At 67.5% G+C, this 21804-nt stretch carries 19 protein-coding genes; 3 read left to right on the forward strand and 16 right to left on the reverse strand.

What is annotated here, in order from left to right:
* Positions 1-52 precede the first annotated feature (52 nt).
* A complete protein-coding gene (locus ABD830_RS38245) occupies positions 53-1390 on the forward strand; it encodes a replication initiator (protein ID WP_344998543.1) in 1338 nt (445 codons plus the stop codon).
* A 110-nt stretch (positions 1391-1500) separates the two neighbouring features.
* Here the strand turns inward: ABD830_RS38245 and ABD830_RS38250 are convergent, their stop codons facing one another.
* Entirely contained in the window at positions 1501-1977 is a 477-nt protein-coding gene (locus ABD830_RS38250; RefSeq protein WP_344998546.1) for a hypothetical protein, read from the reverse strand.
* Between the two features lie 7 nt (positions 1978-1984).
* Positions 1985-3226, reverse strand: coding sequence for a helix-turn-helix domain-containing protein (locus ABD830_RS38255; RefSeq protein WP_344998548.1), 1242 nt, complete (start codon positions 3224-3226; stop codon positions 1985-1987).
* A gap of 114 nt (positions 3227-3340) precedes the next feature.
* On the opposite strand from ABD830_RS38255, the gene ABD830_RS38260 reads away from it, so the two are divergent.
* On the forward strand, positions 3341-3661 hold the full coding sequence (locus ABD830_RS38260; protein WP_344998550.1) for a hypothetical protein: 321 nt from the start codon (positions 3341-3343) through the stop codon (positions 3659-3661).
* 651 nt (positions 3662-4312) lie between these two features.
* Here ABD830_RS38260 and ABD830_RS38265 read toward each other — a convergent pair.
* Both ABD830_RS38265 and msrA read right to left on the reverse strand, forming a co-directional pair.
* On the reverse strand, positions 4313-4798 hold the full coding sequence (locus ABD830_RS38265; RefSeq protein ID WP_344998552.1) for a hypothetical protein: 486 nt from the start codon (positions 4796-4798) through the stop codon (positions 4313-4315).
* 727 nt (positions 4799-5525) lie between these two features.
* A complete protein-coding gene (gene msrA, locus ABD830_RS38270; protein ID WP_344998554.1) occupies positions 5526-6182 on the reverse strand; it encodes a peptide-methionine (S)-S-oxide reductase MsrA in 657 nt (218 codons plus the stop codon).
* A 123-nt stretch (positions 6183-6305) separates the two neighbouring features.
* On the opposite strand from msrA, the gene rarD reads away from it, so the two are divergent.
* Positions 6306-7229, forward strand: a complete 924-nt coding sequence (rarD, locus tag ABD830_RS38275; protein ID WP_344998556.1) for an EamA family transporter RarD — start codon at positions 6306-6308, stop codon at positions 7227-7229.
* Here the strand turns inward: rarD and ABD830_RS38280 are convergent.
* From ABD830_RS38280 to ABD830_RS38335, 12 genes are all read right to left on the reverse strand, one after another.
* Positions 7197-8186 carry a polyprenyl synthetase family protein gene (locus ABD830_RS38280; protein ID WP_344998559.1) on the reverse strand — a complete coding sequence of 330 codons (990 nt, stop codon included), beginning with the start codon at positions 8184-8186 and terminating at the stop codon, positions 7197-7199. The two genes, rarD and ABD830_RS38280, sit on opposite strands and share 33 nt — an antisense overlap.
* Before the next feature lie 10 nt (positions 8187-8196).
* Positions 8197-9780: an NADH-quinone oxidoreductase subunit NuoN gene (nuoN, locus tag ABD830_RS38285; RefSeq protein ID WP_344998561.1), complete on the reverse strand. Its 1584-nt coding sequence runs from the start codon at positions 9778-9780 to the stop codon at positions 8197-8199.
* On the reverse strand, positions 9777-11336 hold the full coding sequence (locus ABD830_RS38290) for an NADH-quinone oxidoreductase subunit M (RefSeq protein WP_344998563.1): 1560 nt from the start codon (positions 11334-11336) through the stop codon (positions 9777-9779). The genes nuoN and ABD830_RS38290 overlap by 4 nt, the downstream gene beginning before the upstream one ends.
* Positions 11336-13180, reverse strand: coding sequence for an NADH-quinone oxidoreductase subunit L (gene nuoL, locus ABD830_RS38295; protein WP_345002218.1), 1845 nt, complete (start codon positions 13178-13180; stop codon positions 11336-11338). Before nuoL ends, ABD830_RS38290 begins: the two co-directional genes overlap by 1 nt.
* A gap of 73 nt (positions 13181-13253) precedes the next feature.
* Complete coding sequence (gene nuoK / locus ABD830_RS38300) at positions 13254-13550, reverse strand: NADH-quinone oxidoreductase subunit NuoK (RefSeq protein ID WP_344998565.1); 297 nt, start codon at positions 13548-13550, stop codon at positions 13254-13256.
* Positions 13547-14356 carry an NADH-quinone oxidoreductase subunit J gene (locus ABD830_RS38305; protein ID WP_344998567.1) on the reverse strand — a complete coding sequence of 270 codons (810 nt, stop codon included), beginning with the start codon at positions 14354-14356 and terminating at the stop codon, positions 13547-13549. Before ABD830_RS38305 ends, nuoK begins: the two co-directional genes overlap by 4 nt.
* On the reverse strand, positions 14349-14864 hold the full coding sequence (gene nuoI, locus ABD830_RS38310) for an NADH-quinone oxidoreductase subunit NuoI (RefSeq protein WP_344998569.1): 516 nt from the start codon (positions 14862-14864) through the stop codon (positions 14349-14351). The genes ABD830_RS38305 and nuoI overlap by 8 nt, the downstream gene beginning before the upstream one ends.
* On the reverse strand, positions 14851-16152 hold the full coding sequence (gene nuoH / locus ABD830_RS38315; protein WP_344998571.1) for an NADH-quinone oxidoreductase subunit NuoH: 1302 nt from the start codon (positions 16150-16152) through the stop codon (positions 14851-14853). The genes nuoI and nuoH overlap by 14 nt, the downstream gene beginning before the upstream one ends.
* Complete coding sequence (locus ABD830_RS38320) at positions 16149-18536, reverse strand: NADH-quinone oxidoreductase subunit G (RefSeq protein ID WP_344998573.1); 2388 nt, start codon at positions 18534-18536, stop codon at positions 16149-16151. Before ABD830_RS38320 ends, nuoH begins: the two co-directional genes overlap by 4 nt.
* Positions 18533-19822 (reverse strand): NADH-quinone oxidoreductase subunit NuoF, encoded by a 1290-nt coding sequence (nuoF, locus tag ABD830_RS38325; protein ID WP_344998575.1) that lies wholly within the window; start codon positions 19820-19822, stop codon positions 18533-18535. Before nuoF ends, ABD830_RS38320 begins: the two co-directional genes overlap by 4 nt.
* Complete coding sequence (gene nuoE / locus ABD830_RS38330; protein WP_344998577.1) at positions 19819-20475, reverse strand: NADH-quinone oxidoreductase subunit NuoE; 657 nt, start codon at positions 20473-20475, stop codon at positions 19819-19821. The genes nuoF and nuoE overlap by 4 nt, the downstream gene beginning before the upstream one ends.
* The gene (locus ABD830_RS38335; RefSeq protein WP_344998579.1) at positions 20472-21797 is read right to left on the reverse strand and encodes an NADH-quinone oxidoreductase subunit D; all 1326 of its coding nucleotides are present in this window, start codon (positions 21795-21797) and stop codon (positions 20472-20474) included. Before ABD830_RS38335 ends, nuoE begins: the two co-directional genes overlap by 4 nt.
* Positions 21798-21804: the final 7 nt, after the last annotated feature.

Consider the following 21804-nt stretch of genomic DNA (forward strand, 5'->3'; position numbering starts at 1 on the left):
GAATTCGGCCGTCGTTGACACCGCCCGACGGCTCCTCCGGGAAGGACGCCGCATGAGCGAGGTTCCTCACCTGTCACCCGAGATGCTGGCCGTGATGCAGCGAGCGGCCATGCCCGACTTCGCCCGCTGGCAACAGATGGTCCACGCCACGGGCGGCTGCGCCCAACCGGTCCGGCTGCACGGCGAGAGGTACACGCTGGACAGCCGGACGGGCGAAGTCCTCGACATGTACCGGACCGCCGACGAGCCAACCGGCTTCCTACTCACAGCATGCGGCAACCGGCGCGCGTCCAGATGCCCGGCCTGCTCGGCGGTCTACAAGGACGACACGTACCACCTGATCATCACTGGCCTACGCGGCGGCAAGGGCGTTCCGGAGGAGGTCAGCCAGCATCCCCGGGCGTTCGTCACCTTCACCGCCCCCTCCTTCGGAGTCGTCCACGCCCACCGCGAGCAGTCCGGCCGGACACTCCCATGTCGTCCGCGCCCGAACCGTCCCGTCTGCGAGCATGGCCGGTCGAAGGGTTGCGGTTTGCGTCATGAGCGCGATGACGTCCAGGTCGGACAGCCCCTGTGCGTGGACTGCTACGACTACATCGGAGCCGTCCTGTGGAACGCTCACGCGGGCGTCCTCTGGCGGGAGTTCGCCAAGACGATGCCGAGCGTCCTGGCCCGCCTGCTCGGCATCACCCGAATGAAGCTACGCCGGACGGTCCGCCTCTCGTACGCCAAGGTCGCCGAGCACCAAGCGCGCGGCATGGTCCACTTCCATGCCGTCGTCAGACTCGACGGACCGGACGGACCCGCCGACCACCCTCCGGACCACATCACTATCGACCTGCTCGACCGGGCCATACGCCGGACCGCCGATCAGGTCGCGGTCCGAATAGAGGACGGACCGCCCTCGCCCGTCCGGTGGGGCGATCAGCTCGACATACGGCCGGTCTACGTCTCGGCCGAGCTGGGCGGGTTGAGCGATCAGCGAGTCGCCGCGTACGTGGCCAAGTACGCCACCAAGGGAGCCGAGTCTGCAGGCACCGTTGACCGTCCGATTCGACATGCCGGGGAGATCGCCAGGTTGGAGGTCACCGAGCACGCCCGCCGCATGATCTACACCTGTTTCAGTCTCGCCGAGCTCCAGCCCTACCGAACCCTGCTCCTGCGGCGGTGGGCGCACATGCTCGGCTACCGGGGACACTTCTCCACCAAGTCCCGCCACTACTCGATCAGACTCGGGGACATTCGACAGGCCCGCGCCGGCTTCCGTGCCGAGCAAGCCCGGCTGATCATGGGCACTGCGCCTCCCGATCCGGAGAAGACCGTGACGGTAGGCGAATGGCGCTATGCCGGAAGCGGCCACCGCCACGGAGAGGCTTTTGGGCTGAGGTAGCACGCCAACGGATCGCCACCGCTCGCAAGATCGCACGACAGCAAGCAGACGAGGACCGGTAGGGCCCGCGCCTCTAGACCTAGAGAGATCACCTCTAGGTCTAGAGGCTCCTAATCTCGCCGGGCCCCATCAGGCCAGATCACCCGCACGGGCACCTCCAGCCGCTGCGCCTCGGCCACCACGTCAGCAGTCCCGCCATAACCTCGGGCCGGCTGCCCGTCCCAGACGGCGAACAACACCTCGACGTCGTCCAGCATCCGCGCACTGGCCGCCATGTGCGACTCCGCGGTGGACTCCACAAAGTCCAGCCTGTGAGTCCGGACCGCCCGGCCCAGCAACTCGTCGTACGCAGCCTGGCACTCGCCCGGCAACCCATCCCGATACTCCTTGGCAGGGATCACGGCTTCCAGCACGCCGCCGAGGTCGAGTACCGCGCGAGCGAAGATCTGATCAGCCCCGTCCGCCAGGCAGGACAACCCGGCGACTTCAGGACCGTACTCCGCGAGCGCCTGGCGTACCGCCCCGTCGATCAGTACGGCGGTCTCCTCCGGCAAGCCCCGGTGGCCGGACACAGCGATGCGAACCATGATTCCCCTAGATCAGAGTGGCGTGAAGACGCTCGTCGAACGAGCGCAAAGCGCCGGACGACGGCCCGGCATACGATCGTCGGAAGTTCTTGACCCGGTGCAGGACACGCTCGGAGCCATACGTCGTCGCCACCGTAAGCGCGTTGGAAGCCAGATACAGCGCCTCGTCATAGCGCCCCGACATGGCCTCAGCCGTCGCCACCTCCGTCATGAGCACACCCCGCTGCTTCGCGCCGGGCTGGGCCGACGAAAGCGACTCATTGAACGCGGCAACGGCTTCAACCGGCCGCTTGAGCCGTACCATCACCAGAGCCCGATACCCCGCCAGCTTGGCGTGATCGAACGGGAACACCCATGGCCAAGGCGGCGCGGCGGCCCGTTCACCAGCCCGTACCGCCTCCTCAGCCGCGCCCAACGCCTGAAGCGCTGCCGCCTCGTCTCGCGCGGTCGCATGGCCGAGCGCTTCGAGACTCGACAGCCACGCACGAGCGATGGCCGGTGGCCGCTCACCGATCTCCCACCGCGCCCGCACCAGGAGATTCAGTCCAATCAGCGGATCGTCGGCGTCGATCTCGAACGCGGCCAGACTACCGATCATGTACGCCGCCAGCAGCGCATGGTTGGCCCGTCGCGCGCTGTCGATGGCGCGCCGGTAGTAGAAACGCGCCGAACCGGTGTCCTGCATGTCGGCATGCACCCAGGCCGCGAAGCCCGCCGCCTCGCTCAGACCGGCCCGGATCTCGTCAGCATGCGGAGACCGCGACGCGCGGCCGAGAACGCGGCTCGCAAGATCGACCTGCGCCACAGCCGGCCTGGCGAGTTCGCGCGCAGGCGTGACCGCCTCCAACCGACGCTGGGCGCCCGTGATGCTGGTCAGCGTGGCGGCCGTCGTCTCGTCCACATCGGGCCGCTTGGGCAGGGCCACCCCCGCCAGCGCGGTCAACGCCAGCGCCTTGCCGAAATCTCTGCGCTTCGTCGGATCGTCATCCCCTCGGGTTCCGAATCGGAGCAAATGAAGCGGCACCCCGATCTGGATGGATATCTCCCGGACCTGGTCCACAGTGAGCGGCTGACGACCACGCAACACCTTGGACACCCAACTCTGGGAGTAGCCGACCGCCTCAGCGAGCTGGCCCTGCGTCCAACCGTGCGCCCGCCGCACCTCTTCGAGGATGGTTGGTAGATCGCACTCGGCGAGAGCGGCGGCCACGACTGGCCCGGACCAGAACTGCGGCGGTATCTGGGTCACAACGCTAGGTTAAGCCGCTGACCTCGGCCGAACCGATATTCGTGACGGGAATACCCGTACCACCAGCAGCACTAGGCCGTTCACCTGCGGTTTCATGACGGCAACGCTCAGTACATGAACGAACTACCGCCTCACCCTTTGGCCGCCGCACAACAACTGGCCGCCGCCCTTGCGGACGAGGGAATCACTGCCGACGTCCATCACGACTACGGCACGCCCATGGTGTCGGTCTGGGTCGGGCTGATCGTTTGGTGTGCGGACGGCACGTACTGGTGGCGCACCGGCTGGAACCCACGCAGACACCGACCGATCTACGCAGGCCACCCCTTCACTCAGCCGGCCCGCGCCGCCCACCGCGTCGCCCTTCGCTACACGCAACTGCGCATGTCGCATCCGCTCTCGTCACTGATCGCCGGAGCACAGCCGTGCCCCTGACCGTGCAGCAAGTGCTCAACAGATTCCCCGGCTGGCAGATCACCGACATGTCCGGAGGCTGGGTCGCCATGCGAATCAACTTCATGCCCAAGAACAGCGGTCTCTCCAACGTGCGTTGCGGAGAGACATTGGAGGAACTGGCCGGGAATCTACACGCTGAGATCAGGCAGCAGAAGTCACGGGCATCGGTAGCAGGTAACTCGATGGCAAGCTAACCAGGGGCGAGGCTCTCTATCCCCGGCGACGGATGCGTTGCGGCAATCCGAACTTCCGCTTTTCAGGCGAACCGATCGCCATGCTCGGCTGATCGCAACCCCGGTCAGACGCGTGTGGAAGGTCGCTTGGATGCGTCGATGTGTGGGGACGTTGCTGGCAGCCCTGCTGTCACCTCGACCAGAGAAACCCGGTGGCAAGGCCCGACGAAGGAGGGCCGCGGCAGTTCCCTGAGCCGATCGCCCTGGCCCGTATGGCGCGTGCCGAAGTCAGCGATCGTCATGGCCTCAGCCGAACACCTCATTGCGAGTGAGAACAAAATCACTCATGCCGTTCAGGTGAGGCGGGTAAGCCTGCTCAAGGTGACCTCGCTGTTCGGCGTCATCCGCCAACGTCCGTGATCGTCCAGAACCATTGCCAGTATGTGCAGTGATGCGACTAGGGTTGCTTCTCACCCTGATCGAGACCGAGGTCTACGCGCATGCAATTTCGTAGCGCAGCAAATCGAGCAGCCCACTGCTGTTGCGCTTCACGAAAGGCAGGGTCGCTGTTTGCCCCTCCCCCGCCTTCTATAAGGTCGCGCAGGCTTCGTAGAGCATTGAATGCGGCTGTAGAGGCATCGGTGACATGGCCTGGAGCAACAAGTGCCACTTGATACCGTGCCTGGTATGCTCCTCCCGCCTCAAAGGCTTCGAGAGCTAGACGGGCCTTGTCTTCGATGGGCGAGCCAGCATTCCGGGCTGCAACCCTAAGATGGTGGCGCGTTAGTGAAAGTGCGGCAAGGTAGTCGCCATATAGCTGTCGCCTGACAGTTCGGCTTTCCTCCCGCTGGTTGCGATTCGCTCGAGTCCAGTCGGCGAGCAGCGTCGCAGCAATGCCAATCACGGCACCGAGTGCAGTGCTAAATAAGGGTATCCAGCTCATATCAGTGATTGTAAGCGCATTGAAGTGGCACTTACCTCGGGGACTTGCTGAATACGGCGATGATTACAGCAAGGACCCTTTGAGGATACGCTACATAATGAGTTTTATGCTCATCCCAAATTATTTGATATCAGTGGGCTGGGTATCGCCACTCCAGCGGTAACCTGATCTGATCACCTCGTACGCCGTCGACCAACCGCGGAGCGGCAGCGGGCCGGCTCCGGAGTGTCAAGCCCGGCTTCGTGTGCACCTCCACCGTCACCGTTCCTCGGTCATGTGTTGGCCTGCGGTCACAGCCGGGCTTGATGCGGAGGAACTGGTCTGCTGGGCTCGCCTGGGTCGACGGTGTGCAAGGTAATCAGGTTCCATCTCAACAACCCCACGAGCTGGACCCCATCGAGATGATCAGCTCGGGGCCAGAGATTCCCTGCCAGAGGCATGATCTGACGATCGGAGGCTGCGGACTGTACGTCGGTCTCTGAGCTGTACTCCGTGATGAGCGCGCCGATTCAGGCTGTCTATTGCGGTGGTTGGGCGCGTGGGCGTGCTGGCCGCGACCGGCCGAAGAGCTGCAGCGCGGCCAGCTGGCGCCCGGACGCGCCGTCGACCGCCGCAGGCGGGCGGCTTGAACCTGTAAGGAAGGTTGTCGCCGAAGACGGCTCTGGCCCATGATCGACGCCGGACGGACCGGGCGACCATAGGCCAGGAACTAGCTATCTCCGCAGGTCTACGCCTCGCCGGAGGTCAGGCCCACCGGACAGACGACGCCCGTCCCGCCGATTCCGCAGTAGCCGTTTTTGTTGCGGTGGAGGTACTGCTGGTGATAGTCCTCGGCATAGTAGAACGGGCCCGCCGCGGCGACCTCCGTGGTGATCTCACCGTAGCCGGCCGCCTTCAGCACCCCCTGGTACGCGTCCCGAGACGCCTCCGCCGCCTTCTGCTGCTCCGGCGAGTGGTAATAGATGGCCGAACGGTACTGCGTCCCCACGTCGTTGCCCTGGCGCATGCCCTGCGTCGGGTCGTGGGCCTCCCAGAAGACCCTCAGGAGCTCCTCGTACGACACCTGAGCCGGGTCGAACGCCACCCGGACGACCTCAGCATGGCCCGTGAGGCCGCTGCAGACCTCCTCGTACGTCGGGTTGGGCGTGTAGCCGCCCTGGTAGCCCACCGCCGTCGTGACGACCCCGGGCGTCTGCCAGAACTTGCGCTCGGCGCCCCAGAAGCAGCCGAGGCCGAAGTCGGCGACCTCCCGGCCCGGGGGCGGGGTGAGCGGGGCGTCGAGGACCGCGTGGCGGGAGGGGATCGGCATCGGGTCCTGGCGGCCCGGGAGGGCGTCCTCGGGTCGGACCATCGATGTCTTGTTGCCGCCGAAAAGCCAGCCCATGGCACTACCTCCACTAGGTCTCGTCCCAGAGTACATAGCCCCCAACGCTTTAGAGCGGCTACACAATCCCGCATAGCGGACAAAATTTGTGTTTAAAGGTGGTAATGGCCGAAAATGGGCTTCATGCCTGATCTTCGGCGCGGTGTCTTGTTCGGGATCGCCGCCTACACCTTGTGGGGCCTGTTCCCCCTCTACTGGCCGCTCCTCAAGCCGTCCGGCGCCGTCGAGATCCTGGCGCACCGCATGGTGTGGTCGCTCGTCGTGGTCGCCGCCGTGCTGGCCGTCCGCCGGCACTGGTCCTGGATCCGCCCCCTCGTCAGACAGCCCGCGAAGCTGGGACTCCTCGCGCTGGCCGCCGCGCTCGTCACCGTGAACTGGGGCGTCTACATCTACTCGGTCAACAGCGGGCACGTCGTCGAGAGCGCTCTAGGCTACTTCATCAACCCGCTCGTCAACGTGCTGTTCGGCGTGGTGCTGCTGCGGGAGCGGATGCGGCCGCTGCAGTGGGCGGCCGTCGGGTTCGGGGCGCTCGCGGTGGTGGTGCTGACGGTCGACTACGGGCGGCCGCCGTGGATCGCGCTCACGCTGGCCGTCAGCTTCGGCGTGTACGGGCTGGTCAAGAAGCGGGCCAACGTGGCGGCCACCGAGGGTCTCGCCATCGAGGCCCTGGTGCTGTTCCTTCCCGCGCTCGGCTACATCCTCTTCCTGCAGACGGGCGGGCAGGGAACGTTCGCCGGGCACGGACTCGGGCACGCTCTGCTGCTGTTCGGAGGCGGGGTGGCCACCGCTGTGCCGCTGATCTGGTTCGGGGCGGCGGCCATCCGGGTGCCGCTCAGCACCATGGGGCTCCTGCAGTACATCGCGCCGGTCCTGCAGTTCGCCTGCGGCGTGCTGATCGCCAAGGAGACGATGCCGTCCAGCCGGTGGATCGGGTTCTCGATCGTCTGGCTGGCCTTGGCGATCTTCACGTACGACAGCATCCGAACGGCCCGGGCCGCCCGGCGCGTCCGGCTGTCAGCCAGAACGCTCGACCACGTAGTCACATAGCGCCAAAAATGCGGACCTGGCGGGGATGTCGGGAAGGCCGGAGATGTCGGTACGAGCCCGGTCCACCCACGATTCCAGCTCCGCCCGCGCCTGCCCCATCGCGGGGTGGGCGCGGAGCAAGGTCAACGCCTCGTCCACGTCCTCTTCCGCCACCGGCCCCGACAGCAGCTCGCCCAGCCGGGAGGACTCGTCCGACGCCAGCGCGTACAGGACCGGCAGGGTCTTGACGCCCTCCCGCAGGTCGGTCCCCGGCGTCTTGCCCGACTGCACGCCGGTGGAGGCCACGTCCAGCAGGTCGTCGCCGAGCTGCCAGGCCACGCCGATGGCCTCGCACGCCCGGCTGAGCCGCTCCTCGACATCGGCGGGGGCGCCGGACAGCAGCGCGCCGAAGCGGCCGGAGGCGGCGATCAGGGAGCCGGTCTTGTCGGTCAGCACGCCCAGGTGGTGGGCGATCGGGTCTTCGCCGTCACGCGGGCCCACGGTCTCGCGGATCTGCCCCTGCACGAGGCGGGAGAACGTCTGCGCCTGAATGCGGATCAACTCGGGGCCGAGATCCGCGAGGAGGTCGGACGCCTGGGCGAACAGGAAGTCGCCGGTGAGGATCGCCACGGTGTTGTCCCACCGGGCGTTGGCGGACGGAGAGCCCCGGCGTACCGGGGCCTCGTCCATGACGTCGTCGTGGTAGAGCGAGCCCAGATGGGTCAGCTCGATCACCACCGCGCCGGGCACGACACCCGGCGCGGACGGGTCGCCGAACTGCGCGGCGAGCAGCAGCAGCAGCGTGCGGAACCGCTTGCCGCCGGCCTCGATGAGGTGCTTGGACGCCTCCGTGACGAAGGCGTCCTCGCTCTCCACCGACGAGCGCAGGAGTTTCTCGACCGCGGCCATTCCGGTGGCCAGGTCCTGCGCCAACCGCTCGTCCTCGATGGGAAGGTCAACCACGGGAGGCGCAGACATACAAAACCCCTTATCTGATGAACAGGCTGCGAGCAGCGTCGTTGGCAACACCGAGCACGGACTCCGGGTAGAGCCCCACCCCTACGGTAACCAGCAGGGAGACGGCGATGACGGCCACGGTCCCCATACTGGGCACCGCGATCGCCGGTCCGTCGGCCGCCGGCTCGCTGAAGAACATCAACACGATGACGCGGACGTAGAAGAACGCGGCGATGGCCGAGGCCACCACACCCACCACGACCAGGCCGGCCATCCAGCCGCCCATCGAGTCGCCGGGCTGCGTCCCGCTGTTCAGGGCGGCCGCGAAGACGGCGTACTTGCCGAAGAAGCCGCTCGTCATCGGGATGCCCGCGAAGGCCAGCAGGAAGAAGGCGAAGACCCCGGCCAGCAGCGGCGCGCGCTTGCCGAGCCCGGCCCAGCGTGACAGGTGCCCGGCCTCGCCGCCCGGGTCACGTACGAGCGTGACCACCGCGAACGCGCCCACCGTGGTGACGCCGTAGACCGCGAGGTAGAACAGGATCGCCTTCAGGGACACGACGTTCTGGTCCGCGGAGCCGTACGTGGCCATCACGCCGACGAGCAGGAAGCCCGCGTGCGCGATCGACGAGTACGCCAGCATCCGCTTGATCTCGGTCTGTGTGATCGCCAGGATCGAGCCGACGATCATCGTGAGCGCGGCGACGCCCCAGATGATCGGCCGCCAGTTCCAGTCGAGGTTGCCCAGACCCACCCAGAACACCCGCAGCACGGCGCCCACGGCCGCGACCAGCGTGCCGGAGGCCATCAGAGCGGTGATCGGGGTCGGAGCGCCCTGGTAGACGTCCGGCTTCCAGGCCTGGAACGGCGCTGCGCCGATCTTGAACAGCAGGCCCACGCCGAGCAGCGCCAGCCCGAGCATCAGGATCGGGTCGAGCGAGGCGCTCTTGGCCATGGCCGCGTTGATGCCGGGCAGCGAGACGGTGCCCGCGAAGCCGTACACCATCGCGGTGCCGTACAGGAAGAAGGCCGAGGAGAACGCGCCCAGCAGGAAGTACTTCATGGACGCCTCCTGCGACAGCAGGCGGCGCCGGCGGGCCAGGCCGCACAGCAGGTAGAGCGGCAGCGACATGACCTCGAGGCCGACGAACATCGTCAGCAGGTCGTGGGCGGCCGGGAAGAGCAGCATGCCGCCGACGGCGAACAGCACCAGCGGGTACACCTCGGTGTGCCCGCTGCCCTCTGCCTCGGCCTCCTCCTCGTCGGCGCTGCCGGGCACGGCCGCGGCCGAGGCGACGAAGTGGCCCTCGTCGTTGATCAGCAGCACGCACACGAACGACAGGACGAGGATGACGCCCCAGATGAACAGCGCGGGCCCGTCCACCGCGACCGCGCCCATGGCGACCGGCGCGGTCGGCACGTTGCCGCGCAGGACCTGCACGAGCACCAGCGCGAACGCGCCGAACAGGCTCAGCAGGGTGAGCGGTACGTGGATCGACTTACGCAGGTATCGCGGCGCGAACGCCTCGACCAGCACGCCGATGATGGCCGCGCCGAAGACCACCAGCAGCGGCGCCAGCGTGCCGTACTCGATCGTCGGCGCTGGGATGGAGTTCACTGACCTGTCCCCTTCTCAGCGATGGTGGAGGTCGGCACGTGCACGTTGGTCAGCGTCTGCTGCACCGACGGGTTGATCACGTCGAGCAGCGGCTTGGGGAAGAAGCCGAACCCGATGATCAGTGCGACCAGCGGAGCCAGGACCCAGACCTCGCGGGCGTTCAGGTCCTTGAACGCCTTGACCGGCTCGGCGGTGGGCCCGTTCAGGGTGCGCTGGACCATCCACAGGATGTAGACGGCGGCGAGGATCACGGCCACCGCGGAGACCACCGCGGCCACCGTCAGAGCACCCGAGCCGTGGGCCTGGCTGGAGTACGTGCCGATCATGACCATGAACTCGCTGACGAACGACGAGAGTCCGGGCAGCGAGAGACCGGCCAGACTGGCGACCAGGAAGAAGCCGGCGAGCAGCGGTGCGACCTTCTGGACGCCTCCGTAGTCCCCGATGAACGGCGAGCCGCGCCTGGCGATGAGGAAGCCCGCGGCCAGGAACAGCGCGCCGGTGGCGAAGCCGTGGTTGACCATGTAGAGGGTGGCGCCGGACTGGGCCACGGACGACATGGCGAACACGCCGAGCACGATGAAGCCGAAGTGCGAGATCGACGTGTACGCGATGAGCCGCTTCATGTCGGTCTGCCCGATGGCCACGATGGCGCCGTAGATGATGCTGATGACCGCCAGGACGACGATCGGCATCGTGAACGCCTTGGACGCGTCGGGGAACAGCTCCAGGCAGAAGCGGAGCATCCCGAACGTGCCGACCTTGTCCAGCACGCCCACCAGCAGCACGGCGGCACCGGCGGGAGCCTGCGCGGCCGCGTCGGGCAGCCAGGTGTGCACCGGCCAGAGCGGGGCCTTGATCGCGAAGGCGATGAAGAAGCCGCCGAACAGCCACTTCTGCATGGCCGGGTCCTTGATGGCCCCGATCAGCTCGGGGAACATGAACGTGGACTTGCCGGCCACGAAGTACAGCCCGATGACCGCGACCAGCATGAGCAGGCCGCCGAACAGCGAGTACAGCAGGAACTTGACGGCCGCGTAGGACCGCTGGGCGCCGCCGTACGACCCGATCATGAAGTACATCGGGATCAGCATGGCTTCGAAGAAGACGTAGAAGAGGAAGATGTCGGTCGCCGCGAAGACGCCGATCATCATCGTCTCGAGCACGAGCAGCAGCGAGAAGTAGGTCTTCACCGATCGCTTGGGCGTGATGAGCGTGCCGTCGGCGGTCTTGACGCCGTCGGCGTCGTGCCAGGAGGCCAGCACCACGAGCGGCACCAGCACCACCGACAGGGCGATCAGCACGAGCGCGACGCCGTCGACGCCGACCCCGAACTTCACACCGAAGCTCGGGATCCAGTTGTACTCGGCCGCGAACTGGAACCGAGGGCCCGACGGCTTGTACCCGGCGGCCATGACGCCCGTGAGCACCAGCGTCAGCAGCGAGACCAGCAGCGTTACCTGCTTGGCCAGCTTGTCACTGCCCTTGGGAAGCAGGGCCACCACGATGGCGCCCACCACGGGCACCGCCATGAGTATCGGAAGCCAGGGTGACATCAGATGTTCCCAACGAGGAGCAGGGCGCCGGTCAGCAGGGCGGCACCGATGAAGATGGACAGCGCGTACGTTCTGGCGAAGCCCGTCTGGAGTCTCCGCAGGCGCCCGGAGCTGCCGCCGATGCCCGCGGCCAGGCCGTTGACGAGACCGTCGATGCCGCGGTTGTCGAAGAACACCGCGATCCGGGTCAGCCACTGGCCGGGGCGCATGAAGAGCGACTCGTTGAGCGCGTCACCGTACAGGTCGCGCCGGGCGAACGTGGTGAGGAACGAGCCGCGCGGCTGCACGACCGGCACCTCGGCCCGGCCGTACTTCATCCAGGCGAAGGCCGCGCCGACCGCGACGAGCGCGAGCGTGGCGAGACCGGGCGTGCTGGCGAAGTGGAACACCGGCTTCTCCTCCGGCGCCCCGACTGCCGGGGCGAGGAAGTCCATGAGCCGGTTGCTCAGGATGAGGTAGCCACCCAGGAAGATCGAGCCGATCGACAGGATGATCAGCGGCCAGGTCATGACGGCCGGCGACTCGTGCGGGTGGGCGTCCTCGGCCCAGCGCTTCTCGCCGAAGAAGGTCATGAAGACCATCCGCGACATGTAGAAGCCGGTGATGCCCGCGCCCAGCACGGCCAGCCAGCCCAGGACCTGGTTGTGCTCGACGGCCGTCTCGATGATGCCGTCCTTGGTGAAGTAACCGGACAGCAGCGGGAAGCCGATGATCGCCAGGTAGCCGATGAAGAACGTGACGAAGGTGACCGGCATGACCTTGCGCAGCCCGCCGTACTTCCGCATGTTCACTTCATCGTTCATGCCGTGCATGACCGAACCGGCGCCGAGGAACATGTCGGCCTTGAAGAAGCCGTGCGTGATCAGGTGGCCGATCGCGAACGCGTACCCGGCGGGGCCGAGGCCGGCGCCGAGCATCATGTAGCCGATCTGCGACATCGTCGAACCGGCCAGGCCCTTCTTGATGTCGTCCTTGGCGCAACCGATGATCGCACCGGCGAGCAGCGTGGCCGCGCCGACGATGGAGACCGCGAGCGCGGCGCCCGAACCGGGGTGGAAGAAGAACGCCCCGGAGCGGACCACCAGGTAGACGCCGGCGGTCACCATGGTCGCGGCGTGGATCAGGGCCGACACGGGGGTCGGGCCCTCCATGGCGTCGAGGAGCCAGGACTGCAGCGGGAGCTGCGCGGACTTGCCGCACGCGCCGAGGAGCAGCAGCAGGCCGATGGCCAGCGTGGTGCCGTTCTCGACGCCGGTCGTCTTGGCCGCGAGGTCCTTGAAGGCGAGTGTGCCGAACGTCGTCCAGATGACGAACATGCCGACCAGCAGGCCGAAGTCACCGACGCGGTTGACGATGAACGCCTTCTTCGCCGCGACCGCCGCCGACGGCTTGAACTGCCAGAACCCGATCAGCAGGTACGAGGCCAGACCGACGCCCTCCCAGCCGATGAACAGGCCGACGTAGTTGTCGGCCAGCACCAGCAGGAGCATCGCGGCCACGAACAGGTTCAGGTAGGAGAAGAACCTGCGCCGGTGCTCGTCATGGGCCATGTAGCCGATCGAGTAGATGTGGATCAGCGAGCCCACACCCGTGATCAGCAGCGCGAAGCTGATCGACAGCGGGTCGATCAGCAGCCCCATCTTCACCAGACCGGGGATGAAGTCATAAAGCTCGACGGCCCGCCGACGCTCCTCTTCCCCGAACCCGATGAGTTGGAAGAACGCCAGCACCGCCACGACGAACGAGGCGAGGGACATGGCCACGCCCAGCAGATGGCCCCAGCGGTTCGTGAACCGGCCGAACACCAGCAGGATGAACGCCCCCACCAAGGGGAAAGCGATCATCAGCCAGGCGTTGCCGATCACCCCGCCGGTGTGCTGGACGATCTCAGCAACATGAGATTCCACCAGTCACCTCTTAGTACTTCAGCAGGTTGGCGTCGTCGACCGACGCGGACCTGCGGGTTCGGAAGATCGTCACGATGATGGCCAGGCCGACCACGACCTCGGCCGCGGCCACCACCATCACGAAGAACGCGATGATCTGGCCTTCCAGGTTGCCGACCTGCCTGGAGAAGGTGACGAACGCGAGGTTGCAGGCGTTGAGCATGAGCTCCACGCACATGAACACCACGATCGCGTTACGCCTGATCAGCACACCCAGGGCGCCGATGCCGAAGAGCAGGCCGGACAGTACGAGGTAGTGCGTCGTCACTTGGTCACCTCATTGTTCTGCTCGACGCCGTGCGGCTCGATGCCCCGCTCCTCGGCGTCCTCCTCGGCCGTGTGCTGGATGGCCTCGGCGAGCCTCGGGTCCTCGGGCAGGTGGCCGTGCTCGACGTCGTAGCGCGCGATGTAGCGGTTGACCGAGGACTCGGCGGCCGTCCCGTCGGGGAGCAGCGCCGGCATGTCGATGGCGTTGCTCCTGGCGTAGGTGCCGGGGCCCGGCAGCGGCGACGGGCGGTCGCCGAGGAACCGGGCGCGGGCCAGGTCCTTCTGCGTGGGCTTGTCGGTGAGCTTCTCGCGGTGCGCCAGCACCATCGCGCCCAGCGCCGCCGTGATCAGCAGCGCCGAGGTGATCTCGAACGCGAACACGTACTTGGTGAACAGCAGCAGCGCGATCGAGCGGATGTAGCCGCCCTGCGCCGTGGCCTGCGCCAGCCCGGCCTGGTCGGCGAACATCGCGTTGCCGATGGCCAGGACGATCAGGACCACGAAGCCGAGGGACGCGATGGCCGCCCAGAAGCGCTGGCCCTTCAGTGTCTCGACGAGGGAGTCGGAGGAGTCGACGCCCACCAGCATGAGCACGAACAGGAACAGCATCATGATCGCGCCGGTGTAGACGATGATCTGCACCGCGGCCAGGAAGGGCGCGTCCTGCACGGCGTACAGGACCGCGAGGCAGAGCATCACCGTGCCGAGCATCAGCGCGGAGTACACGGCCTTCCTGTTGAAGACCATGCCGAGTGCCGCGCCGACGGATACGACGGCGAGGACCCAGAACGTGACGGTCTCACCCATTGGTCCGCCCCAGCCGGTAGTAGTCCTCTTCGGTCTCACCGAGCCGCATGGGGTGCGGCGGCTGCTCCATGCCCGGGGTCAGGGGCGCGAGGAGCATCTCCTTGGTGTAGATGAGGCTCTCACGCGTGGTGTCGGCGAGCTCGTACTCGTTCGTCATGGTGAGCGCGCGGGTCGGGCAGGCCTCGATGCACAGGCCGCACAGGATGCACCGCAGATAGTTGATCTGGTACGTGCGCCCGTAACGCTCGCCCGGCGAGAAGCGCTCCTCCTCGGTGTTGTCCGCGCCCTCGACGTAGATCGCGTCGGCCGGACACGCCCAGGCGCACAGCTCGCACCCGACGCACTTCTCCAGCCCGTCAGGCCAGCGGTTGAGCTGGTGACGCCCGTGGAAGCGAGGGGCCGTCGGCCTCTTCACCTCCGGGTAGTTCACCGTGACGGGCTTCTTGAACATGGTGTGGAAGGTGACCCCGAAGCCCTTGACGGGGTTCAGCCAATCAGTTAGTCCCACTGGGAATCTCCTTGTGCTGCACCCCGTGGTAGTGCGGCAGATCGAGCGGCGGCACCGGGAAGCCGCCGGCCGTAGGCTCTTCGGACAGTTCCTGGAACTCGGCCTCGACCTGGGCCTTTCTGGCTTCCTTGCGCCGCTGGTTGACGGTGTCGAACCGCATCCAGATGGCCAGCGCCCCGATCACCACGACCGCGCCGAGCCCGATGCCGAGCGTCTTGTTGCCGTCGTTGACGACCACGTTGCGCACGGCGGCCACCAGCATGATCCACGCCAGGTTGACCGGGATCAGCACCTTCCAGCCCAGCGACATGAGCTGGTCGTAACGCACACGCGGCAGCGAGGCGCGGACCCAGATGATGAAGCTGAAGGTCAGCACGAACTTGATCAGGAACCACAGCACCGGCCAGTAGCCCTGGTTGGCCCCGTCCCACAGCGAGATCGGGAACGGCGCCCGCCAGCCGCCCAGGAACAGCGTCACGGCGATGCCGGAGGCGGTGAAGGTGTGCAGGTACTCGCCCATCATGATCAGAGCGAACTTCAGCGACGAGGAGTACTCGGTCTGGAAACCACCGACCAGCTCGCCCTCGCCCTCCGGCAGGTCGAACGGGATACGCGCGGCCTCACCGAACATGCAGATCACGTAGACCAGGAAGGACGGGATGAGCAGCACCACGAACCAGGTCTGCTCCTGCGCCTTGACGATCTCCGAGGTGGACAGCGTCCCGGCGAACAGGAAGATGGCCACGAACGACAGGCCCATGGCGATCTCGTACGAGACCACCTGCGCCGCCGACCGCAGACCGCCGAGCAGCGCGTACGGCGAGCGCGACGACCATCCGGCCAGCACCACGCCGTAGACCGACACGGCACCCATGGCCAGCATGAACAGCACCGCCACCGGCAGGTCCACCAGCTGCAGCGGCGTGCGCACGCCGAACAGGTTGACCATCGGCGCGAACGGCACGATCGAGAAGGCCAGGAACGCCGGCACCACCATGATGACCGGAGCCAGCAGGTAGAGCACCTTGTCCACGGTCCGCGGGAAGAGGTCCTCCTTCAGGCCCATCTTCAGACCGTCGGCGACCGACTGCAGCAGACCGAACTTGCCGGCCCGGTTGGGGCCGTAGCGGTTCTGCATCCTGGAGATGAGCTTCCGCTCGAACCAGACGCCGAACAGAATGCCCAGCATCAGGAAGGCGAAGATCATCACGGCCTTGATGATCGTGATCCACAGCGGGTCCTTGCCGAAGTCGGCAAGGGTGGGATCGGCCGCGAGAACGTGGGTCATGAGGCGCTCCCGATGGTGACGATGTCGCCGGCCACCGCGCGCAGGTCGCGCGTGACCGAGCAGCCGCCGGAGTTCGTCGGCACCCAGACCACGCGGTCCGGCAGGTCCGCGACGCGCACGGGCAGCGTCACAGTGTCGGCTCCTGAGCCGCCGACGACGAGCTTGTCGCCGTCGGCGACGCCGAGCTCGGCTGCCGTGCTCTCGGAGACCAGTGCCTCGGCGGCGCGGGCGGTGCCCGCGAGGTACGGCTCGCCGTCCTGCAGCCTGCCCTCGTCGAGCAGCAGGTGCCAGGTCGCCAGCAGCGCCTCGCCGGCCGCCGGGGCGGCCTGGGCGCGGGTGGCGGTGTACGGCGCGGCGACGCGGGTGCCGCGCCACGCCCCCAGGCTGGACAGCTCGCGTCGGACGGCCTTGGCGTCCGGCAGGCCCAGGTGGACGTCCATCCGGTCGGCCAGGTTGCCGATCACGGCGAGGTCGGAGAGCAGCCCCGGCACCTTGAGCGGCGCCTCGAACGAGCGGCCCCGGCCCTCCCAGTTGACGAACGTGCCGCTCTTCTCCTGGACGGCGGCGACGGGCAGCACCACGTCGGCGCGGTCGGTGACGGCGCTGGCGCGGATCTCCAGGCTGACGATGAACGGCGTGTGCTCGAGCGCGTCGAGCGCCGCGGCCGGGTCGGCCAGGTCGTAGGGGTCGACGCCGCCCACGACCAGGGCGTCCAGCTCGCCGGAGCGCGCTGCCGCGAGGATGGCGGAGGTGTCGCGGCCCGGCGTGGCGGGCAGCGAGGTGACGTCCCACGCCCTGGCGACCTCGGCCCTGGCGCTCTCGTCGTCGACCGGGCGGCCGATCGGCAGCAGGTTGGGCAGCGCGCCGGCCTCGATGGCGCCGCGCTCACCGGCCCTGCGCGGGATCCAGGCGATCCGGGCGTCGGAGGCGTTGGCGAGCCGTACGAGGGCGGACAGGGCGCCCGGCACGGTGGCGAGGCGCTCGCCCGCGAGCACGATCGTGCCCTCGGCCAGCTTGCCGACCAGCTCGCCGATGGCGTCGGCCTCGCCGCCCGGCGCGGTGCGGATGAGCGTGCCGCCCATCTTCTCCAGCCCGAGCGAGGCGAACGGGGCGATCGAGGTGACCTTGAGTCCCTTCTTCATCCACGCCTTGCGCAGGCGCAGGAAGACGATCGGCGACTCGTCCTCGGGCTCGAACCCGACGAGCAGCACGTGGGGCGCGTTCTCGAGCTCGGTGTAGCTGATCTCGATGCCCTTGCCGGCCACCGCGTGGGCCAGGAACTGCGTCTCCTCGACGGAGTGCGGCCTGGCGCGGAAGTCGACGTCGTTGCTGTGCAGGGCGATCCGGGCGAACTTCGCGTACGCGTACGCGTCCTCGACCGTGACCCGGCCGCCGACCAGCACGCCGGCCTTGCCGCGCGCCTTGGCCAGGCCCTCGGCGGCCACCGCGAGCGCCTCCGGCCACGAGGCCGGCACCAGCACGCCCTCCTCGTTGCGGATCAGCGGTGTCTTGAGCCGGTCGGGCTGCTGGGCGTAGGTGAAGGCCCAGCGGCCCTTGTCGCAGTTCCACTCCTCGTTGACCTGCGGGTCGTTGCCCGCCAGGCGGCGGGTGACGCGGCCGCGCCGGTGGTCGGTGCGCTGGGCGCAGCCGGAGGCGCAGTGCTCGCACGCGCTCGGCGTGGAGACCAGGTCGAACGGGCGGGCCCGGAACCGGTAGGCGGCGCCGGTCAGCGCGCCGACCGGGCAGATCTGCACCGTGTTGCCGGAGAAGTAGGAGTTGAACGGCTTGCCGTCGGCCGTCCGCACCTGCTCCTTGGCCCCGCGCTCGAAGAACTCGATGAGCGGGTCACCGGCGATCTGGTCGGAGAAGCGGATGCACCGGGCGCACTGGACGCAGCGCTCGCGGTCGAGCAGCACCTGCGTGGACAGCGGCAGCGGCTTGGGGAAGGTCCGCTTCTGCTCCTGGAACCTGGACTCGCCGCGGCCGTTGGACATGGCCTGGTTCTGCAGGGGGCACTCGCCGCCCTTGTCGCAGACCGGGCAGTCGAGCGGGTGGTTCAGCAGCAGGAACTCCATCGCCGACCGCTGCGCCTTCTCGGCGACCGGCGAGGTGAGCTGCGTCTGCACGACCATGCCCTCGGCCACCTCGATCGCGCACGACGGCTGCGGCTTGGGGAAGCCGCGGCCGTTGCCCGCGTCGGGGATGTCGACGAGGCACTGGCGGCAGTTGGCCGCCGGGTCGAGCAGCGGGTGGTCGCAGAACCTGGGGATCTGGATGCCCAGCAGCTCGGCTGCCCTGATGATCAACGTGCCCTTGGGGACACTGACCTGGAACCCGTCGATGGTCAGGGTCACCAGGTTCGTCTCGGTCTCTACGACTGTCACTGCTCACCCCAGAGAGTGGACTTCTTCGGGTCGAACGGGCAGCCGCCGATCTCGAAGTGCTTGAGGTACTCGTCGCGGAAGTACTTCACGGAGGAGTGGATCGGGCTGGTCGCGCCGTCGCCCAGGGCGCAGAACGAGCGGCCCAGGATGTTGTCCGCGATGTCGGTGATCGTGGCCAGGTCGTCCTCGGAGCCCTGGCCCTTCTCCAGGCGCTTGAGCACCTGCTTGAGCCAGTACGTGCCCTCGCGGCAGGGTGTGCACTTGCCGCAGGACTCGTGGGCGTAGAACTCGGTCCAGCGCAGCACCGTGCGGACCACACAGGTGGTCTCGTCGAAGATCTGCAGGGCGCGGGTGCCGAGCATGGAGCCCTTGGCGCCGACCGCCTCGAAGTCGAGCGGCACGTCGAGGTGCTCGTCGGTGAAGATCGGCGTGGACGATCCGCCCGGCGTCCAGAACTTGATCTGGTGGCCGGCCCTGATGCCGCCCGCCATGTCGAGGAGCTCGCGCAGCGTGATGCCGAGCGGCGCCTCGTACTGGCCGGGCCTTGTGACGTGGCCGCTCAGCGAGAAGATGCCGAAGCCCTTGGACTTCTCCGTGCCCATCCCGGCGAACCAGTCGGCGCCGTTGTCGATGATGGAGGGAACACTGGCGATCGACTCGACGTTGTTCACCACAGTAGGTGAGGCGTACAGGCCCGCCACGGCGGGGAACGGGGGCTTGAGTCGCGGTTGACCTCTGAAGCCTTCCAGCGAGTCGAGCAGCGCCGTCTCCTCGCCGCAGATGTAAGCGCCCGCGCCGCTGTGCACGACCAGCTCGAGGTCGAAGCCGGAGCCGAAGATGTCGGTGCCGAGGTAGCCCTTCTCGTACGCCTCCCGCACGGCCGCGTGCAGCCGCCGGATGACGTGGAGCACCTCGCCGCGCACGTAGATGAAGGCGTGGTTGGCCCGGATCGCGTACGACGTGATGATGATGCCCTCGACCAGCGCGTGCGGGTTGGCCATCATCAGCGGGATGTCCTTGCAGGTGCCCGGCTCCGACTCGTCGGCGTTGACGACGAGATAGTGCGGCTTGCCGTCACCCTGCGGGATGAAGCCCCACTTCATGCCGGTCGGGAAGCCCGCACCGCCGCGGCCGCGCAGGCCGGAGTCCTTGACGGCCTGGATGACGGCGTCGGGGTCCATGCCCAGCGCCTTCTTCGCCGCCTCGTACTCGCCGTAGACGTCGAGGGTGAAGGAGTTGGGCTGGTCCCAGTTCGCTGTCAGGACCGGAGTCAAAGTCGTGCTCATGCCTCGGGGGCCTTCCATCCATTGGCCTTGGCGACCTTCAGGCCCTCGAGTGAGGCGCCGGCGGCCGACGGGCCGTCGCCCGCCAGGTCGTCGGGCAGGCCGGAGAGCACGCGCGAGGCCTCCTTGAAGGTGCACAGCCTCTTCGGCCCGCGGGTCGGCCGCACCTCCTTGCCGTCACGCAGGTCGTCGACGAGCTGCTTGGCCGACTCGGGGGTCTGGTTGTCGAAGAACTCCCAGTTGACCATCATGACCGGGGCGAAGTCGCAGGCCGCGTTGCACTCGAGGCGCTCCAGCGAGATCTTGCCGTCCGAGGTCGCCTCGTCGTGGCCGACGCCGACGTGCTCCGACAGCTCCTCCCAGATCTGGTCGCCGCCCATGACCGCGCACAGCGCGTTGATGCACACGCCGACGTGATAGTCGCCGGCGGGCTTGCGCTTGTACATGGTGTAGAAGGTCGCGACGCCCGTGACCTCGGCCTTGCTGATGCCGAGCATCTCCGCGCAGAACTCCTGCCCGTCGTCGGAGACGTAGCCGTCCTCCGACTGCACGAGGTGGAGCAGCGGCAGCAGGGCGGAGCGCGTCTTCGGGTAACGCCCGATGATCTCCTTGGCGTCCCTCTCAAGACGCTCACGGATCTCCGGTGAGTAGGTCACCGGTCCACACCTCCCATGACGGGGTCGATAGAAGCCACCGCGGCGATCACGTCGGCGACCTGGCCGCCCTCCGCCATCGCAGGGAAGCCCTGCAGGTTGCAGAAGGACGGCTCGCGGAAGTGCACGCGGTAGGGGCGGGTGCCGCCGTCGCTGACCACGTGGGCGCCGAGCTCGCCCTTGGGCGACTCGATGCTGGCGTACGCCTGCCCGGCCGGGACCCGGAAGCCCTCGGTCACCAGCTTGAAGTGGTGGATGAGCGCCTCCATCGAGGTGCCCATGATGTGGGCGATGTGGTCGGGCGAGTTGCCGAACCCGTCGGGGCCGAGCGCGAGCTGCGCGGGCCAGCCGATCTTCTTGTCCTCGATCATCACCGGGTCACCCTTGAGCGGACCGGCGATGCGGTCAAGGGCCTGCTCGACGATCTTGAGAGACTCTTCCATCTCCCTCATGCGCACGAGGTAGCGCGAGTAGACGTCACAGCCGCGCTCGGTGGCGACGTCGAACTCGTACGTCTCGTAGCCGCAGTACGGCTGCGACTTGCGCAGGTCCCACGGCAGACCGGCGGCGCGCAGGATCGGCCCGGTGATGCCCAGGGCCATGCAGCCGGTCAGGTCGAGGTAGGCCACGTCCTTGGTGCGGCGCACGTAGACCGGGTTCTCGTCGAGAAGCTTGCGGATGTCCTTGATCCGCTTGGGCATCTCCTTGAGGAACTCACCGACCTTGTCGACCGCGCCCGCGGGCAGGTCGACGCTGACGCCGCCCGGCCGGATGTAGGCGTGGTTCATGCGCAGACCTGTGATGTACTCGAACAGGTCCATGATCATTTCGCGGTCGCGGTAGCCGAACAGGAACGGCGTGGTCGCGCCCAGCTCCATGCCGAACGTGCCCATCGCGACCAGGTGCGAGGAGATGCGGTTGAGCTCCATCATCATCACGCGGATGGCCTGCGCCCGGTCCGGGATGCGGTCCTCGATGCCGAGCAGCTTCTCCACGCCCAGGCAGTACGCCGTCTCGTTGAAGATCGGCGAGAGGTAGTCCATGCGCGTCACGAACGTGGTCCCCTGGGTCCACGTCCGGTACTCCATGTTCTTCTCGATGCCGGTGTGGAGGTAGCCGATGACGCCGCGCGCCTCGGTCACCGTCTCACCGTCGAGCGTCAGGACCAGGCGGAGCACGCCGTGCGTGGACGGGTGCTGCGGGCCCATGTTGACGACCAGGCGCTCTTCTTCGGTGTCGCGCGCCCCGGTGACGACCTGGTCCCAATCGCCGCCGTTGACCGAGTAGACCTTGCCCTCGGTCGCCTCGTCATAAGCGGTGCTCACGAGTGTT

Source organism: Nonomuraea helvata (genome assembly GCF_039535785.1).
GTDB lineage: Bacteria > Actinomycetota > Actinomycetes > Streptosporangiales > Streptosporangiaceae > Nonomuraea > Nonomuraea helvata.

Coding starts and splice junctions, on each gene's coding strand:
- ABD830_RS38290 (WP_344998563.1), bottom strand. CDS start 11,336: ATGTCACCCTGGCTTCCGATACTCATGGCGGTGCCCGTGGTGGGCGCC.
- nuoH (WP_344998571.1), bottom strand. CDS start 16,152: ATGACCCACGTTCTCGCGGCCGATCCCACCCTTGCCGACTTCGGCAAG.
- nuoL (WP_345002218.1), bottom strand. CDS start 13,180: ATGATCGCTTTCCCCTTGGTGGGGGCGTTCATCCTGCTGGTGTTCGGC.
- ABD830_RS38305 (WP_344998567.1), bottom strand. CDS start 14,356: ATGGGTGAGACCGTCACGTTCTGGGTCCTCGCCGTCGTATCCGTCGGC.
- nuoF (WP_344998575.1), bottom strand. CDS start 19,822: ATGAGCACGACTTTGACTCCGGTCCTGACAGCGAACTGGGACCAGCCC.
- msrA (WP_344998554.1), bottom strand. CDS start 6,182: ATGGGCTGGCTTTTCGGCGGCAACAAGACATCGATGGTCCGACCCGAG.
- ABD830_RS38265 (WP_344998552.1), bottom strand. CDS start 4,798: ATGAGCTGGATACCCTTATTTAGCACTGCACTCGGTGCCGTGATTGGC.
- ABD830_RS38260 (WP_344998550.1), top strand. CDS start 3,341: ATGAACGAACTACCGCCTCACCCTTTGGCCGCCGCACAACAACTGGCC.
- ABD830_RS38245 (WP_344998543.1), top strand. CDS start 53: ATGAGCGAGGTTCCTCACCTGTCACCCGAGATGCTGGCCGTGATGCAG.
- rarD (WP_344998556.1), top strand. CDS start 6,306: ATGCCTGATCTTCGGCGCGGTGTCTTGTTCGGGATCGCCGCCTACACC.
- ABD830_RS38280 (WP_344998559.1), bottom strand. CDS start 8,186: ATGTCTGCGCCTCCCGTGGTTGACCTTCCCATCGAGGACGAGCGGTTG.
- ABD830_RS38250 (WP_344998546.1), bottom strand. CDS start 1,977: ATGGTTCGCATCGCTGTGTCCGGCCACCGGGGCTTGCCGGAGGAGACC.